14 protein-coding genes and 1 other RNA gene are annotated in these 14,516 nt (G+C 57.4%); 4 read left to right on the top strand and 11 right to left on the bottom strand.

The window, feature by feature from the left end; all coding sequences use genetic code 11:
* Positions 1–331: 331 nt before the first annotated feature.
* The 3 genes from QZ383_RS09360 (at position 332) to ffs (ending at position 2,261) form a co-directional block, all read left to right on the top strand.
* On the top strand, positions 332–1,300 hold the full coding sequence (locus tag QZ383_RS09360) for a D-2-hydroxyacid dehydrogenase (protein WP_291444903.1): 969 nt from the start codon (positions 332–334) through the stop codon (positions 1,298–1,300).
* Between the two features lie 9 nt (positions 1,301–1,309).
* Complete coding sequence (locus tag QZ383_RS09365; protein WP_291444904.1) at positions 1,310–2,143, top strand: amidohydrolase family protein; 834 nt, start codon at positions 1,310–1,312, stop codon at positions 2,141–2,143.
* Between the two features lie 32 nt (positions 2,144–2,175).
* Positions 2,176–2,261, top strand: an RNA gene (gene ffs / locus QZ383_RS09370) — signal recognition particle sRNA small type.
* 139 nt (positions 2,262–2,400) lie between these two features.
* Here ffs and QZ383_RS09375 read toward each other — a convergent pair.
* A complete protein-coding gene (locus tag QZ383_RS09375; protein WP_291444906.1) occupies positions 2,401–3,189 on the bottom strand; it encodes an FCD domain-containing protein in 789 nt (262 codons plus the stop codon).
* Between the two features lie 335 nt (positions 3,190–3,524).
* On the opposite strand from QZ383_RS09375, the gene QZ383_RS09380 reads away from it, so the two are divergent.
* Positions 3,525–4,772 carry a malic enzyme-like NAD(P)-binding protein gene (locus tag QZ383_RS09380; RefSeq protein WP_365861648.1) on the top strand — a complete coding sequence of 416 codons (1,248 nt, stop codon included), beginning with the start codon at positions 3,525–3,527 and terminating at the stop codon, positions 4,770–4,772.
* Positions 4,773–5,336: 564 nt separating this feature from the next.
* Here QZ383_RS09380 and QZ383_RS09385 read toward each other — a convergent pair.
* The 10 genes from QZ383_RS09385 to QZ383_RS09430 form a co-directional block, all read right to left on the bottom strand.
* Positions 5,337–6,716, bottom strand: coding sequence for a sigma-54 dependent transcriptional regulator (locus tag QZ383_RS09385; protein ID WP_192112861.1), 1,380 nt, complete (start codon positions 6,714–6,716; stop codon positions 5,337–5,339).
* 8 nt (positions 6,717–6,724) lie between these two features.
* Positions 6,725–8,215 carry an ATP-binding protein gene (locus QZ383_RS09390; protein ID WP_291444910.1) on the bottom strand — a complete coding sequence of 497 codons (1,491 nt, stop codon included), beginning with the start codon at positions 8,213–8,215 and terminating at the stop codon, positions 6,725–6,727.
* A gap of 262 nt (positions 8,216–8,477) precedes the next feature.
* Positions 8,478–9,818, bottom strand: coding sequence for a glucose-6-phosphate isomerase (locus QZ383_RS09395; protein ID WP_291444912.1), 1,341 nt, complete (start codon positions 9,816–9,818; stop codon positions 8,478–8,480).
* A 41-nt stretch (positions 9,819–9,859) separates the two neighbouring features.
* On the bottom strand, positions 9,860–10,246 hold the full coding sequence (locus QZ383_RS09400) for a hypothetical protein (RefSeq protein ID WP_233483120.1): 387 nt from the start codon (positions 10,244–10,246) through the stop codon (positions 9,860–9,862).
* Positions 10,246–10,758: a YchJ family protein gene (locus tag QZ383_RS09405; protein WP_022658268.1), complete on the bottom strand. Its 513-nt coding sequence runs from the start codon at positions 10,756–10,758 to the stop codon at positions 10,246–10,248. The genes QZ383_RS09400 and QZ383_RS09405 overlap by 1 nt, the downstream gene beginning before the upstream one ends.
* A gap of 169 nt (positions 10,759–10,927) precedes the next feature.
* Positions 10,928–11,833: a hypothetical protein gene (locus QZ383_RS09410; protein ID WP_291444915.1), complete on the bottom strand. Its 906-nt coding sequence runs from the start codon at positions 11,831–11,833 to the stop codon at positions 10,928–10,930.
* Positions 11,834–11,892: 59 nt separating this feature from the next.
* Positions 11,893–12,204, bottom strand: a complete 312-nt coding sequence (locus QZ383_RS09415; protein ID WP_291444916.1) for a hypothetical protein — start codon at positions 12,202–12,204, stop codon at positions 11,893–11,895.
* Between the two features lie 93 nt (positions 12,205–12,297).
* Positions 12,298–12,894: a DUF4881 domain-containing protein gene (locus tag QZ383_RS09420; protein WP_291444917.1), complete on the bottom strand. Its 597-nt coding sequence runs from the start codon at positions 12,892–12,894 to the stop codon at positions 12,298–12,300.
* 13 nt (positions 12,895–12,907) lie between these two features.
* The gene (locus QZ383_RS09425; RefSeq protein WP_291444919.1) at positions 12,908–13,972 is read right to left on the bottom strand and encodes a sulfite exporter TauE/SafE family protein; all 1,065 of its coding nucleotides are present in this window, start codon (positions 13,970–13,972) and stop codon (positions 12,908–12,910) included.
* A 17-nt stretch (positions 13,973–13,989) separates the two neighbouring features.
* Complete coding sequence (locus QZ383_RS09430) at positions 13,990–14,295, bottom strand: DVU0150 family protein (RefSeq protein WP_291444921.1); 306 nt, start codon at positions 14,293–14,295, stop codon at positions 13,990–13,992.
* Positions 14,296–14,516: the final 221 nt, after the last annotated feature.

A 14,516-nucleotide genomic window follows, 5' to 3' on the forward strand; every position in this document is an offset into this window, starting at 1 on the left:
TAGTACTGAAAGAGCCGCCTCAGGGCGGCTCTTTTTTTTGCCCTATACACGGCTCCTAAGGTTTTTTACCCGACACAACCTTGCACGCGATCTGCACCAGCACGTGGAGGGGAATGGCCTGCGTAGCCTGCACACCCTCGTTCTGCACTACACAGAAGTATTCCGTGCAAGCAGTGCCGTTCTTTCGTGCGCGACCAGTGCAATTTACCGTCGCAACGACCTGTCAGCGCAGCAAGAAAAGCACCCAACTGTTACAGATATATGACTTTGCGCCTTGAACTTGCGGGCAGCGGCATCACAGGATACAGTGCAGGCAACAGAGGTTACCTGCATGAAAATAGCCATTCTTGACGGCGCTGTGCTCAATCCCGGCGATGTGGATTGGGCCCCGATCGCATCCCTTGGCGATGTGTCCATTTATGAAACCACTCCCACTGAAGCGGTTGCAGAGCGCACCCGAGGGGCAGACGTGGTGCTGGTCAACAAAACCCCGTTGACTGGCGCAAATCTTGAACAACTGGACAACAACGTCCGTATGGTTGGCGTTCTTGCCACCGGCTATAATATTGTAGACGTTGATGCGCTGGCCGCCCGCAATATCCCTGTATGCAACGTGGTTGCTTACGGCGTGAGCGACGTGGCCCAGCATGCAATGGCGCTCTTGCTTGAACTGTGCCGCCATACCAGCCTGCATTCCGAAAGCGTCAAAAACGGCGACTGGCTCAAATCCAAGAGCTGGTGCTACTGGAAGATCCCGCCTCTGTGCCTGGAAGGTCTGACCATGGGCCTCATTGGTTTTGGCTCCATAGGCCGCCGCATGGGTGAACTGGCCCACGCCTTTGGCATGAGCGTGCTCGCCTACTGCCGTACCCCCAAGGATCCGCCGTCCTACGGCCCCTTTGCCTTTGCCACGCTTGAGCACCTGCTTTGCGCATCGGACGTGGTTTCCCTGCACTGCCCGCTGACCAAGGAAACACGCAATATCATCAATGCCAAAACGCTTTCGTCCATGCGCAAGGGGGCTATTCTGCTGAATACCTCGCGTGGGCCGCTGGTGGATGAAGCCGCCGCGGCAGAAGCCCTGAAATCCGGGCATCTGCGGGGTCTTGGCACTGACGTGCTTGCGCAGGAACCTCCGCATGACGACAACCCCCTGTTTACAGCGCCCAATACGCTGATTACGCCGCACATTGCCTGGGCCACCACACGTGCACGGCAAAACATCATTGACCTCATGGCGGAGAACATCCGGCGCTGGCAGGCAGGCACCCCCGTCAATGTGGTGAATGGGGTAAAATAAGCGCCAATCATGTACATCGACATACACACCCACGCCTTTCATCCCAAGATAGCGCACAAGGCAGTGGATCACCTGAATGATTTTTATAGCGTCAACTGCGCGGGCGATGGCACCATCGCCCACCTGCTGGAGCGCGAACGTAAGGCCGAGATGGAAAAGTGCGTGGTTTTGTGCGCAGCCACAGCACCGGCTCAGGTTATTCCTGCAAACAACTACGCCATCACATTGCAAAAGGAGCATGCGGACAGGGTCATCGCCTTTGGTACAGTGCATCCGGGCTATGAAAACTGGGAAGCGGAGCTTAAGCGCATCAAGGCCGCCGGCATTCGCGGCATCAAGCTGCACCCGGATTTTCAGAGTTTCTGGCTGGACGACCCTCGCCTCCTGCCCATTTTTGAAGCTGCGCAAAAAGACTTTGTGTTCGAAATCCACATAGGTGACAGAACAACGCCCGCCAAAAATCCCTCCTGCCCTTACAAACTGGCGGCCATTCTGCGCCAGTTCCCCGGCATGCGGGTGATTGCGGCGCATTTTGGCGGCTACCGCATGTGGGCGCATGCGCTTGAGGCACTTGCCGGCAACAGGTTTGAAAACCTCTGGTTTGACACCTCAAGCACAACGCCCTTTGCTACGCCGCTGCTTGCCCAAAAGCTCCTTGGGGCTTTTCCGCGAGAACGTATTCTCTTTGGCACAGATTGGCCGCTGTACGACCCTGTGGAAGAACGCCTGCGCCTGCAACGCCTTGCCAGCCTCAAGGATGCGGAGATGGAAACCATCATGAGCAACGCCACGGCCCTGCTGTGCGACAGTACCGAGCAGGCTAAATGCCAGCGCAGCCATTGACAGCCGACCCTCTTTGCGGGTAAGTGTCTTGCCAAGCCGGACGGCGGCAGCACTGCCAACCCCGTCAGGTCCGAAAGGAAGCAGCGGCAACAGACGTTGCCGGGTGTCCGGCCCACAAAAAACCGCAACGGTAACCCGTTGCGGTTTTTTGCGTCCTTGCGAGCTTGCGCCAGCCATCAGCCCCGCCAAAAAAATTGCCGCCGCCCCCAGAGGACACAGCGGCAATTCCGGATATACTGATGCGGGCAGAAGCCCTGCTAATTCTGATCTTTCGACGTTTCGTCCTCATCTACCATCACATCCACCTGATAAATGCCGCGCATTTCGTCCAGGTGAGCGCGCATGGCCTTTTCCGCCAGGTCTGGATCACGCTTTTTAAGCGCTTCGTACACGCCAACGTGGGCGCGGTATGAACGCTCACTCTGCTTGCGAACCTGCAAGGAGGCATATAGAGGCGTGATCAGCCATCCGGCAAAGCCTTCGGCCAAAAGCCCGAGAAAATTGTTGCCCATGCATTCCACAAGATAGCGGTGGAAATCAATATCCGCTTCAGCAAAAGCCCGTATTTCCGATGAGTCCAGCAATCTGCGCTGATTTTGCAGCTGCTCGTCCAGGTGGGTCAGCTGCTCATCGGTTATCTCAAGGGCCATGCGACGCACCACGGCGGTTTCAAAAAAGAGCCGCAGATCGTGCAGTTGCCGCCAGCCGTCAGGCGAGCTGGAGTAAATTTCCAGTGTGGCCCTCATCTCGCGCAGCAGGGGCTTGAGCGTCAGGCGGCACACGCGGGCGCGCATGCCGGGCGAAACCTCAATAAGGCCCATACGCGCCAGGCCGGAAAGTGCCTCGCGCACCGCAGGTCGGCCCACGCCGAACTCGTCCATCAATTCGCGCTCGGAGGGCAGTTTTTGCCCAACCTGATAAACGCCGCTCTGAATATCATCCAGCAGACAGCTCAGCACTTCAGTGTGCACTCTGGGACGCTGGATACTGCGTTTTCTTCCGGCCTGTGCCTCGCCATCCATATTTTTCGAATTTTCGGTGTTCATGACGAAATTCGTTTCTCCTTGAGGTCTGCGGTACGTCGCATCTTTTTGAAAAAACAAGAAGTTGTATGCGTCAAAAAAGCAGTAAGCCCATAAACCTTATAAAATTTTCATAAGATATTTCCTTACCCCATGAATTTCTGTATACTTATACAAGAAGGCCGACACAAAATGCTGCGGCTGACCGGTTACTTCCGGCGATTGCCCGCAATGCCACATTGTTGCTGGCCCAAAAACTTTTTTGCGAGCATGTTCAACTGAGGCTGCCCAGCGCCGCCATGCGCATTTTTTACACTGTCACGGCAGACAAACAGATGAAGGAGCAAGTGATGTCACGTATCAAGAACCTGCGGGAAGAAGCCCTGGCCATGCACAAGGAATATCAGGGGAAAATTGAGGTTCGGGTCAAAGCCCCTGTGCGCGATAACGACGACCTCACCCTGGCCTACTCGCCCGGCGTTGCCGAGCCTTGCATGGAAATTCATAAAGATCCCGCAATGCTTGATGTTTATACAAACCACTCCAACTTTGTCTGCGTTGTTTCCAACGGCACTGCCGTGCTCGGCCTTGGAAGTATCGGCGCAGCCGCGGCCATGCCCGTTATGGAAGGCAAATCCCTGCTGTTCAAAACCTTTGGCGATGTGGATGCCTTCCCCATCTGCGTGGACACCAAGGACACCGGCAAGATCGTGGAGCTGGTTGAACTCATGGCCCCGACCTTTGGCGGCGTGAACCTTGAAGACATCAAGGCTCCTGAGTGCTTTGTCATTGAAGACACCCTTAAAAAGAACGGCATCTTCAAAGGCCCCATTTTCCATGACGACCAGCACGGCACCGCTGTTGTTACCCTGGCTGGCCTTATCAACGCTCTGAAAATTGTTGGCAAAAAACTTGATGAAGTGACCGTTGTCACCAGCGGCGCTGGCGCTGCGGGTATTGCCATCATCAAGCTGCTCATGGCCGTGGGCCTCAAAAACGTCATCATGTGCGATTCCAAGGGCGCTATCTGGCAGGGCCGTCCCGAAGGCATGAACCCTTACAAGGATGAAATCGCCAAGCACACCAATCCCAACAAGGTCAAGGGCGGCCTGGCCGAGGCCATCAAGGGCGCTGACGTTTTCATTGGCGTTTCCGCACCCAATTCCCTGAACGAAGACATGATCCGCAGCATGGCCAAGGATCCCATTGTTTTTGCCCAGGCAAACCCCATCCCCGAAATTTGGCCCCTGCAGCGCGCCTTTGACGGCGGCGCAAAAGTAGTGGCAACGGGCCGCTCCGACTGCCCCAACCAGATCAACAACGTGCTGGCCTTCCCCGGCATCTTCCGGGGCGCCATTGACGTACGCGCCACCGACATTAACGATGCCATGAAGATCGCTGCCGCCACGGCCCTTGCCGAACTCGTCAAACCTGAAGAGCTCAGCCCCAGCATGATCATTCCTTCGACCCTGAATCCGGACGTGGCTCCTCTGGTGGCAGCCGCCACAGCCAAGGCCGCCATGGAAAGCGGCATTGCCCGCGTCCACATGAATCCTGCCGATGTGGCGGAAAACCTCAGAAAGCGTCTCGCCAAGCGCCGGGGGTAAAACTTCTGGCCGTTGGCTGTTCACTATTCAAGGGGTCGCGCATGCAGCGCGGCCCTTTTTTTGCCAGCTGTCTACGGGGCCAAAATCCAGCGCCGCGCAAATACTGGCACGACAGAAAAAACATTCAGGAAAAACCACGCCCTGTTTGATCACTCGTTCTGTCGATAATACAGCATTTTAAGAAGTGATACCACGCAATATACCTGTGGGCAATTACCTGCTGTGAGCCTTTGTATTTCAAAATCTTTCAGTCTATTGACTGGTTGCTCAACCTATAAAAAAATATCATTTCTGTAAAGACCTCTGACGCAAATTTGCAACTGGTCTGGCCTATTCGGCCAGTTTATCCCAACATACCAGTGCGGTATTTAAATAGATTTTTACTCAGCAAGACATGAAAAAAAATAAACAGGGCACCCTCAGCCGAAGCCAGGACGCCCTGTTTTCCATATCGATGGAGGGGCTGAAACACAAACAGCATGTCTGCGAAAACTGTGTTTTGGCTGTAATTACCAAGGCAAAGCAGGCAAAAACGCTTGCTCCCTGCCCTGCCCCAAAAACTAATCAATGGCCGGTGATGCCATATTTTTTGAGCTTGTATTGCAGCAGGCTTTTTGAAATTCCAAGATATTCTGCCGCCTTGACCTGCACAAGCTCAGCCCGCACCAGGGCACGACGGATAAGTGCGGCCTCAATCTTTTCAAGCGTATCAGCCAGATCAAGCTGTACAGGCAACAAATCCACCGCGCTTTTGAACTGCGATTCTTCATCGCGAATCTCTGCGGGCAGATTATCCACGTCAATGACATTGCCCGGCACCAGCACAAGGCAGCTTTCCACCACGTTTTCAAGCTGACGGATGTTGCCCGGCCACTCGTAACCCGTGAGGTAGTTCAGCGCTTCCGTGCTGAAGGTTTTGGGCGGCATGGAATTGTCTGTGCAGACCTTTTCCACAAAGTGCGCCACAAGCAGGGGAATGTCTTCCCTGCGTTCGCGCAGGGGGGGCAGGGGAACCTGCACAACGTTAAGGCGGTAATAGAGGTCATCGCGGAATGCCCCCTTCTCCACCAGCGCGGCAAGATCCTTGTTGGTGGCAGCCACCACGCGAATATCCACCTCAATTTCCTCGCCGCCGCCCACACGTTCAAAGCGCCGTTCCTGCAAGACGCGCAGCAGTTTGACCTGAAGGTCAGGCGTGAGTTCCGCAATTTCATCCAGGAACAGCGTTCCGCTGTCAGCCTGCTCAAAACGCCCGCGCCGCATGGCGACAGCACCGGTGAACGATCCCTTTTCATGCCCGAAAAGCTCGCTTTCGAGCACGCCGGGGTTCAGGGCCATGCAGTTCACCGACACAAAGGGCTTGTCTTTGCGGGGGCTGGTATAGTGGATGGCGCGGGCCACCAACTCCTTGCCCGTGCCGGACTCACCGGTGATGAGCACAGTGGAGCGGCTGGGCGCAGCGCGCTCAACCATCAGCAAAACGTCCCGTATTGCCCTGCTGCGGCCCACAATCTTGTGGACGCCGTAGCGGTCTTCCATGACTTCCTGCAACAACCGGTACTGGCGGTGCGCCCGCGAAAGTTCCACGGCATTGTGGATGGAAAGCAGCAGTTCGTCATTGGAAAAAGGTTTGGTGATGTAGTCAAATGCGCCGTAGCGCATGACCTCAACAGCGCTTTCAATGGAGCCGAAGGCCGTCATGATAAGCACAGGAATGTACGGCCAGTTCTTTTTAACCCGCTCAAGCACTTCTCGCCCTGTGACCTTGGGCATTTTCATGTCGGTCACAATAACGTCCACTTCGCTTTCGTCCAGAAATGCCAGTGCGGTTTCGGGGTCGCTGATGGCCGTGACGGCATAGCCCTCGTCTTCAAGCAGGGTTTGCAACACCAGCAGATAGTTTTTTTCGTCGTCAATGATCAGAAGATGCGCTTTTTCGCTCATTATGTATCCTATGCGCCAGTTTGGGCTTTGGGCAGCAAAACCCTTACCAGCGCCCCGCCCTCGGGGCCGTTTTCAAGCTTGATGACACCGCCGTGGCTTGAGATGATCGACTGCACAATGGGCAAACCAAGCCCTGTGCCGCCGTCCTTGGTAGTAAAGAAGGGATCCAGCAGGTTGGGTAGCGTAGCGGGGTCAAAACCGGGGCCAGAATCAAGAAATTCAATGCAAACGTGGCCGTTGTCGTCAATACGCCCATTTATGCGCACAACGCCCGGCCCATCCATCGCCTGCTGGCCGTTCACAAGAATATTGTAAAAAGCCCGGTACAGCAAATCCTTGTCGCCGGGTGTAAAAAGTCCACTCTCGCACTGCCGTTCAAGCGCCACGCCGCAGCGCCCCATCTCGCCTTCAAGAAAGGCCAGAACCTGATCCAGCACCACATTCACGTCCACAACGTCCTGCTTGGGCTGACGGGGACGGGCGTAGTCCAGAAAGTCGTTGACTGTCTGCGAAAGGCGAACAGCCTCGTCATAAATCGCCCCAAGAATGCGGCGCGTACTGGCGTCGGCCTTGTCGGTACGGCGTTGCAGCAGCTCGGCGCTGGAACGAATGATACCCAGCGGATTGCGAATTTCGTGTGCGATACTGGCCACCACCCTGCCCATGCTCACCAGCCGTTCATTGCTGTGCAACTGGTTTTCAAGAACCCGGTTCTTGTACATGCGCGCCGCCAGCACCCGCTCCGACCTATGGATCAGCATGAGCAGCAGGCCAAACATGATCACAGAAGAAAGCAGGCACATAACAACAATGATGCCCTGAAACGTGAGCACCTGCTCATAGTCGCCCGTAATGTCCTGCGTAAGCTCCAACGCGCCCATGATGGGCGCTTCCTCCCCTGGGTGCAGGGGTTCGCCGCGCAGGGGATAGAGAATGCGCAGCACAAACGAGCCTTCCTGCAACGGCACGCGGAAGGGAGCCTGCCAGCCCGGCATGGTCGAGATGATTTCCGACCTCGGCGCGCCGCCTTCCAGGATGTCGTCCAGATATGGCGGGGATAAACCGGCGCGGCCCAGATCTTCCTTCTTGGTGGAATACGCCACCAGACGCGAAAAATCATAAATACGCAGCCGCTCGACCGGCAAACCGTGAATGACGGACTTCACCACCTGATCCAGCCTGTCATACTGCTCCGGCTGGCGCAGGGCGATACGCCCGTAGCCCAGCAAGGTGGGCAAGGCGAACCGGCGGAATATCTGGCTGTTGAGGTTTTCCACAAGCTGCTGGGCAAAGTTCTCCTGCCGTGTGAGCAGAGTCTCGCGCGCAGAGTTGGAAATAAAGAAAGAAAGCCCCAGACTGGTCAGCAAAATGACCACCAGCGAGAGCCAGGATAATGTGCGGGCGTAACTTGGCAACGCGCTATCCGTGTCTACGGCCTGGGCGCAGGCATCCTCGCACTGGCGGATGCAGGCTTCGTTACGCTGCTTTTTTCTGAACATGACAATGCCTTTGCGCGCGCGGCGGCTCCGGGCGGCGCGGCACTTCTGCCAGCACCGCCGGGGCGCAGGGAAAACGACCGCTGCGCCCCGCCGCAAAGCCGCCGCTACGCGACAGGTTATAAAAACCCCAGGCATATCGAAAGCCGCCGCCTGACGGCCACCGCCATTCCTGAAGCACATTTCGGCACACAGGCAAAGGGTTGCAACCAGCGCGGAACACCGTTTTTTTGCCCTTGGCAACCGGCCCGCACCGTTCACTTGCTTAAAACTTCTGTTCCATTCTGGGTACGGCAAGGTATTCGGCCAGATCGGCTTCTTCCTGCGCGTAACCCCCAGCCCCAAGCCGGGCGTTGGCAAGGCGTTTGCCCAGCTCCACTGCGGGTTGATCCAGCGGATTGATGCCCATGAGCCAGCCCGTAAACAGGGTGGCCGCCTCAAGCAGCAACATGAGCGAACCAGCGGCGCGGGGGCCGTTGTTGTGCATTTCCACATGCAGCAGGGGCACGCCGCTCTGGCACAGGGCCATGCGGGTTCCAAGGGCCTCGGCTTCAAGCAGGCTGCCAAAGGGCTTGGCCCGCAGCCAGGCCCACTGATCCGGCACATCCATGCCGAAATTGGGTCCCTGCGCCTGATCGCGGCTGGTCAGGAAAATGCACCCCTTGTTGCGTGGGCCGCTCAAAAACATCTGGTTGATGGAATGCTGATCCGTCACCCCCGTGGCTGGCACAGGCTGGCTGCCCTGCCCGTCCTTGCCCAGGCTTTCGGCCCAAAGCTGGGCAAACCAGTCGCCGTAGGCGGCCCATTGCGGGATGTAGCTGAAAAATATCAGCTGGCTGTAGCCCTTATCTTCCAATGCCTTGGCCCAACAAGCCAGGGCAAACGAAGGATGCTCGGCCACCTGCTCCGGATTTTGCAGCAGGGGGCGGGCAACATCGGCTGCACCGTCCAGCAGGGCCTGCCAGTCTATGCCCAGAAAGGCCGCGGGCAAAAGCCCCACAGCAGAAAGGGCCGAATAGCGGCCGCCAAGATAATCCGGCACTTCAAGGGCGGTCAGCCCATAGTGGTTGGCTTCTTCACGCAGGTAGCCCTTGCGCTCATCGGTGACAACGATCATCTGATCCTGCCAGCCCTCGCCCATGCTGGCCTTAAGCCAGTCGCGCACAAGAAAATACTGCGAGATGGTCTCAATGGTGCCGCCAGACTTGCTGATGCACACCACCACGGTTTCCGCGGGATTGAGCTTGCCGAGCAGGGCTTCAAAGCGCTCCGCACAGACATTGTCCGCAATCCATAGCCACGGGCCGCGATGAGCGGGGCCGTCCTGCCCCGGCGCAAAGGCCTGCTGCATGGCCCGAGCCCCAAGGGCAGAGCCGCCGATGCCCAGCACCAGCATATGCTTGTAGGCCTTGATGCGGGGAATCAGCGGGGCCATTTCCACTTCCAGCTTGGCGCGGAAGGGCATGGAAATAAAGGGCAGCTCGCCGGATGCCAGCTCGCGCTGAAGCCTCTGGGCTACTTCCGGCGCGCGAACCTTCAGGGCCGCAGCAGAATCAGCGTCAAGGCGATGAGCATACGCTCTCGACCATTCGAGCAAATGAGGCATGGATACCTCCTGTGGTGTTGCGCCGCGTTCCTGGCGGCGCATTACAAAAGTCGCAAGGGTTTGGGAGCAAAAAAACGCCGCCGCACGGCCTTGTATGTCTGCGGACGCACGCCAAACCGGCAGTGCCACAGGGCACAGGCATCGCGCGCCGCACAGGCGCGCACCTCTACCCTGTCGCCAGCACAGCCCATGCACTGCCTGCGAATGGCCCGCAAGGCCTGACGCGCGGCTTCTTCCGCCGGGGCGGGGCATTCCTCGCCCGCCAGTGTGGCAAGCCGCCAGGCCCAAAGGGGACACTCTTCATCCGCGCAGGCGCGAACCGCCTTGGCAGACGCACCCTGACACTCCAGACAAAACTGCCGGATGGCTGTCAGAGAACCATTCTTGCCCCTGCCGGAATTTTTTGCGCGTTCTGCGTCCGTGGTCATCAGGATTTGGAAGCCCCGCAGCATTTTTTGTATTTTTTGCCGCTGCCGCATGGGCAAGGATCATTACGCCCCACCTTGGGTTCCTGCCTGCGGTAGGCGTCAGGCCGCAGGGCCACGCCGTCCACATAATAAATCTTGTCGTCCTTGCGCTGAAAAAAGCTGCGCTCGCCCAACTGGCGGGGGATCCCTTCCAGCTCGTAATAGGCATAAAATTCAACGACATCAAAAAGTTCGCCGTGTTCTCCGGCGGGAACATCATTTTCGGTCGCGGCAATATCAAGACGCAGCCAAGTGATATCCCTGGTCTGCTCGGCCAGCTTGTCGGCGTCCACATTTTCCCGGTAGTCAGGATGCGTGGTTTCCACAAGCCACTGATGGCGGCCAAGCACATAGGCCGAATACCGCGAACGCATGAGGCTTTCTGCGTTCTGGGGCCAGGACGCGCCTTCAATATGGGGGCCGCAGCATTGGTCCAGAGACTGGCCGCTGCCGCAGGGGCAAAGTTGAGACATGAAAATTCCGCCTTGGTTTAAGCCCTCAGGGGGCATATGCAACACAATAAGCATAGCTTATGGCAAAGCAGGCGGCAAGAGCGGCAAGGCGGGATGAATGCGGGGGACAAAAAAAAAGCGGCATGCACAGGTGACGCGCCAAGTGCATGCCGCAGGAGACCGAACGACCTTATCTGTCTGTGACCGGAGGAGAGAGCGGCCTTGGAGGCCGCAATTGGACAAGACAGCCAGGACGAACGGCGGTATTGGTCGCACCGGCTTCTGCCGCCGGGCTTGTGATTGAGTCAAAATTCAGTTCAAGCGTGCCGTTCTTTGCTTCTTCGGCGCGGGCAGTGCCAAGGGGCATGCCTTGCGCATCATAAACGGCGCAGGGCGTTCCCTTTGCTGGCGCGCGCAGACCATACAGCAGGCACCAGATGTGGCCGGATTGCGCTTGCGCGGTAGTGTCAGCATTCTGTTCCACGCGCACGATTTCTCCGCAGCCAAGGGTTGTCAGTTGGCGTATGTACTTGCTGCCAAGCCTGAACACCACAACCCCGCCCAACAGGGCCAGACCACAGCATCCCGCAGCCAGCACAAAGGGGTTATAGCCGGTAACGCGCCGCAAGTACGAAGTAGACGCCGCCCGCATGGCGGTTTCATCGGCATGCACAATAACAGTATAGTGCTGCGTGGTGCTGGCAGCCGCACCCCTGAAGGAAACCTTCAGGCCGTAACTGCCGGGTTCCGCCACGGCATCGGCGCGCACACTGCCTCGCCACATGCCGTTGCCAAACCAGTAGCCCGCAAAGAATCCTTCCAGATCATAAAAAAGGGCCGGATTTTCCGGGATAAATTGCGCCTTGAGGTCGCTGTTGACGGGATTTTTGATGGTCAGCGGCCCGGATATGGACACGCTGCCGCCGGGCAGCAATTCGATCACATCCGCGCCAGACCTTGCGAGTCCTTGCAGGCCGTCAAGCATTCCCAGCAGGGCAAAACCCAGCAACAGGGCGCACAGAGCGCCCCAGTACCGCTGCCGGGCACGGGTCTGGAGGCAGTTTTGCCAACCCTGACTCTTGATGAATTCCCCCATAGGTTCCTTCCTGCCCGCCTGTGGTATGGTCATGACACACGACATGCTGCTGCTCCCGTTTATCGGCGATCAATGACAGGGCACATGGACGCTTCGGCCACGTGCCAGCTTACGAGCCGCTGCCCGAGGCGCGGCAGTTCCACAAGGCTCTGAAACTCGGCGGGATATACCTGACGCACCTTTTTGGTGAGCCAGAAGGCCCCTGCCCACGTAGGCACCGTGATGCCAAAAAACCATGCGCAGAACACCAGTTCCGAGGCCCCAGAACTGTGGGCCGACTGATACATGCCCACAAAGATCGCGCCAACCATGACTGCGTTGGCCGCAACCCGGATTATGCTGGAATAGAGGGTCTGACGGTAACTGTTCATTGATGCTCTCCTGAGTGTGTTTGTCCACCCGAGGTGCGCCGGAGCGGGGCGAACCGCTCCGGCGCGCAGGGTGGGGGTAGGCACCCTGGGGGTTTACTTCTTGAAGATGTTGGTCTTGGACACGTTCATGATACGCATGGCCTGGGCCTTGTCGGCATTGCGGTAGGCAATGCGCATTTCGTCGCCTGCGGTCCACACATAGGCCGGGTAATCCTGGGCTTCAGCAGGAATCTTAAAGGTAATCAAAGACTTCTGACGGCCAGAGTACACGGTGACGGTCTGCTGATCCTTGTCGATAATGGGGAAGGTCTTGCCCTTGACCTTGGGATGGTCGGAGCCGACGTTCTTTTCCACATCGGTGAACTGCACGGCCAGTTCGCGCACGCTGTTGGTCTTCTGGTCATAGATAAGCACGGTGTTCTTGGCTAGGTCGATCATCAGGCGGCCGCCCACACTGGGACTCGGGCCCATGTCTTTGGATTCCACAGGCAGCTTGAAGGTATGCGTGCCGCCGCTGTAGTGCGGGTTAAACTGATCGTGCGTCACGTCCACCACGATGGTGAGGGTATTGGCTGCGGGATCAAAGGCCACACAGCGTCCCTGTTCCACGCCTCCGTCAAAGTTGCAGCCGGTGAGCAGTGCAACAGAGAAGGCCATCGCCAGCATAAGCATCAGGTTACGAATCTTCATGGCGGGTCTCCTTCTAGTTGGCCGCGGGCTGGTTCTTCTTGGCGGCAATTTCCGCCTTGGCGCCCTGTACCATCTTGACGGTTATGTAAAGGGAGATAGCCGACACGAAACCAAGTACGTCGACTGTAGCAGCCGGGCCAAGCAGCCAGCCCCATGCCGGGAATTCAGCTTCAACCAGCTTGCACACAACCGAGATGAGGCAGCCGATAACGGCCAGGCCAAACACGAAGCGGATGCCGTAGCCCTTTACATACTTGGTGGCGACAACGCCGATCTGCGCGCCGATGGCCGCACCGCACAGCATGATGAGAGCGGCAAGCAGTTCCACGCGGCCCTTGTATGCGTACGAAGCCGTGCCGTAGAGGCCGGAGATGGCGACTTCAAAGAGGTCCGTACCCACCGCCAGATGGGTGGGGCAGCCGACAAGATACACCAGGGCGGGCATGCGGATAAGACCGCCGCCGATGCCGAGGATACCAGCCAGCCAGCCGGTGAAGAAACTGACGAAGATGGGCAGCCATGCGGAGCAGGTGATGTTGGCCTGCTTGAAGTGGAACACGGGCGGAATCTTGATGGCGTGCAGGCGGGAGGCCCAGTCAACGCCGGTGGCACCGTGGTCAAGTTCCCTGTTCTGGGCCTTGGCTTCGCGTTCCTTCCTGCGGCGGGCGGCGATATCGTGAAATACAAGCCATGCCAGCAACACCAGCAGGACAACGTACAACCAGCGCACGACCTTGTCGACGGAACCCAGACGTTCCAGCCACATGACCATCTGCGCGCCAACTTCCACGCCCACGATGGTACCAACCAGCATGGTCAGGCCCAAACCGTAGTCAACGTTGCCGAACTTGCCGTGCCGCATGGTCGAGATAAGCGATTTACCCGCCATCTGCGCCACGTCGGTACCAATGGCAAAGGCCATGGGGAAACCAAGAATGTTCAGGCCGGGGGTAACCATCCAGGCGCCGCCCATGCCGAAGAAGCCGCCGATAATGCCAACGCCCAAACCAAGAATGACAAGGCCCGGCCAGAAAATGAACACGCCGGAAATGGGCATCAAAATATACAACCATTCCATAACTTGCCTCCTTCCGACTACTTTTCGGACAATTCGCGGTGCCTGAGGTCAATGCCGATGTGCGTCATGACGACATCCGCCAGCCAACCCAATATGCAACCTGTGACCGGGATGATGGCCATAGTCAGAATGGCAAAAAAGAAGTGGCTTTCATTATACATTTCAGCCCACCAGTACAGTATACCGTCAAGCTTGCGCGTATCGGCAACCACCACAACGTTGGCAACCTTGCCGCCGCCAGCAGCCAGGGCCGCGCCGGGCAATGCCGCAACCAGCAGCGCGCAACCTGTAAGCCATGTCCAGAGCCTCTGCATCCTTTTCATAACTTCCTCCACATCAAAATGTGACATCTCCACTTCAACCACATCTTACCCATTTTGCGATGACTCCCGTCGGGGCAGGCACCGCCTCGTTGCCTCGAATGTGAAAGTATTAGCAAAGGCTGTGCCATTGCATAATTATTGCCTGTAATTGCGCCTTTTTTTCTATTTTTGCGCGAAAATTCTTGTCACGAAGGGCAATGTTTTTTATACTCAGCCCCAAG

Origin of the sequence: Desulfovibrio sp. (assembly GCF_019422935.1) — a bacterium.
Lineage (GTDB): Bacteria > Desulfobacterota > Desulfovibrionia > Desulfovibrionales > Desulfovibrionaceae > Desulfovibrio.

Excerpts from the sequence above, each read along its gene's own strand:
- QZ383_RS09385 (WP_192112861.1), bottom strand. The coding sequence starts at position 6,716 with ATGAGCGAAAAAGCGCATCTTCTGATCATTGACGACGAAAAAAACTAT.
- QZ383_RS09400 (WP_233483120.1), bottom strand. The coding sequence starts at position 10,246 with ATGACCACGGACGCAGAACGCGCAAAAAATTCCGGCAGGGGCAAGAAT.
- QZ383_RS09405 (WP_022658268.1), bottom strand. The coding sequence starts at position 10,758 with ATGTCTCAACTTTGCCCCTGCGGCAGCGGCCAGTCTCTGGACCAATGC.
- QZ383_RS09360 (WP_291444903.1), top strand. The coding sequence starts at position 332 with ATGAAAATAGCCATTCTTGACGGCGCTGTGCTCAATCCCGGCGATGTG.
- QZ383_RS09420 (WP_291444917.1), bottom strand. The coding sequence starts at position 12,894 with ATGAAGATTCGTAACCTGATGCTTATGCTGGCGATGGCCTTCTCTGTT.
- QZ383_RS09365 (WP_291444904.1), top strand. The coding sequence starts at position 1,310 with ATGTACATCGACATACACACCCACGCCTTTCATCCCAAGATAGCGCAC.
- QZ383_RS09425 (WP_291444919.1), bottom strand. The coding sequence starts at position 13,972 with ATGGAATGGTTGTATATTTTGATGCCCATTTCCGGCGTGTTCATTTTC.
- QZ383_RS09395 (WP_291444912.1), bottom strand. The coding sequence starts at position 9,818 with ATGCCTCATTTGCTCGAATGGTCGAGAGCGTATGCTCATCGCCTTGAC.
- QZ383_RS09415 (WP_291444916.1), bottom strand. The coding sequence starts at position 12,204 with ATGAACAGTTACCGTCAGACCCTCTATTCCAGCATAATCCGGGTTGCG.
- QZ383_RS09390 (WP_291444910.1), bottom strand. The coding sequence starts at position 8,215 with ATGTTCAGAAAAAAGCAGCGTAACGAAGCCTGCATCCGCCAGTGCGAG.
- QZ383_RS09375 (WP_291444906.1), bottom strand. The coding sequence starts at position 3,189 with ATGAACACCGAAAATTCGAAAAATATGGATGGCGAGGCACAGGCCGGA.
- QZ383_RS09430 (WP_291444921.1), bottom strand. The coding sequence starts at position 14,295 with ATGAAAAGGATGCAGAGGCTCTGGACATGGCTTACAGGTTGCGCGCTG.
- QZ383_RS09410 (WP_291444915.1), bottom strand. The coding sequence starts at position 11,833 with ATGGGGGAATTCATCAAGAGTCAGGGTTGGCAAAACTGCCTCCAGACC.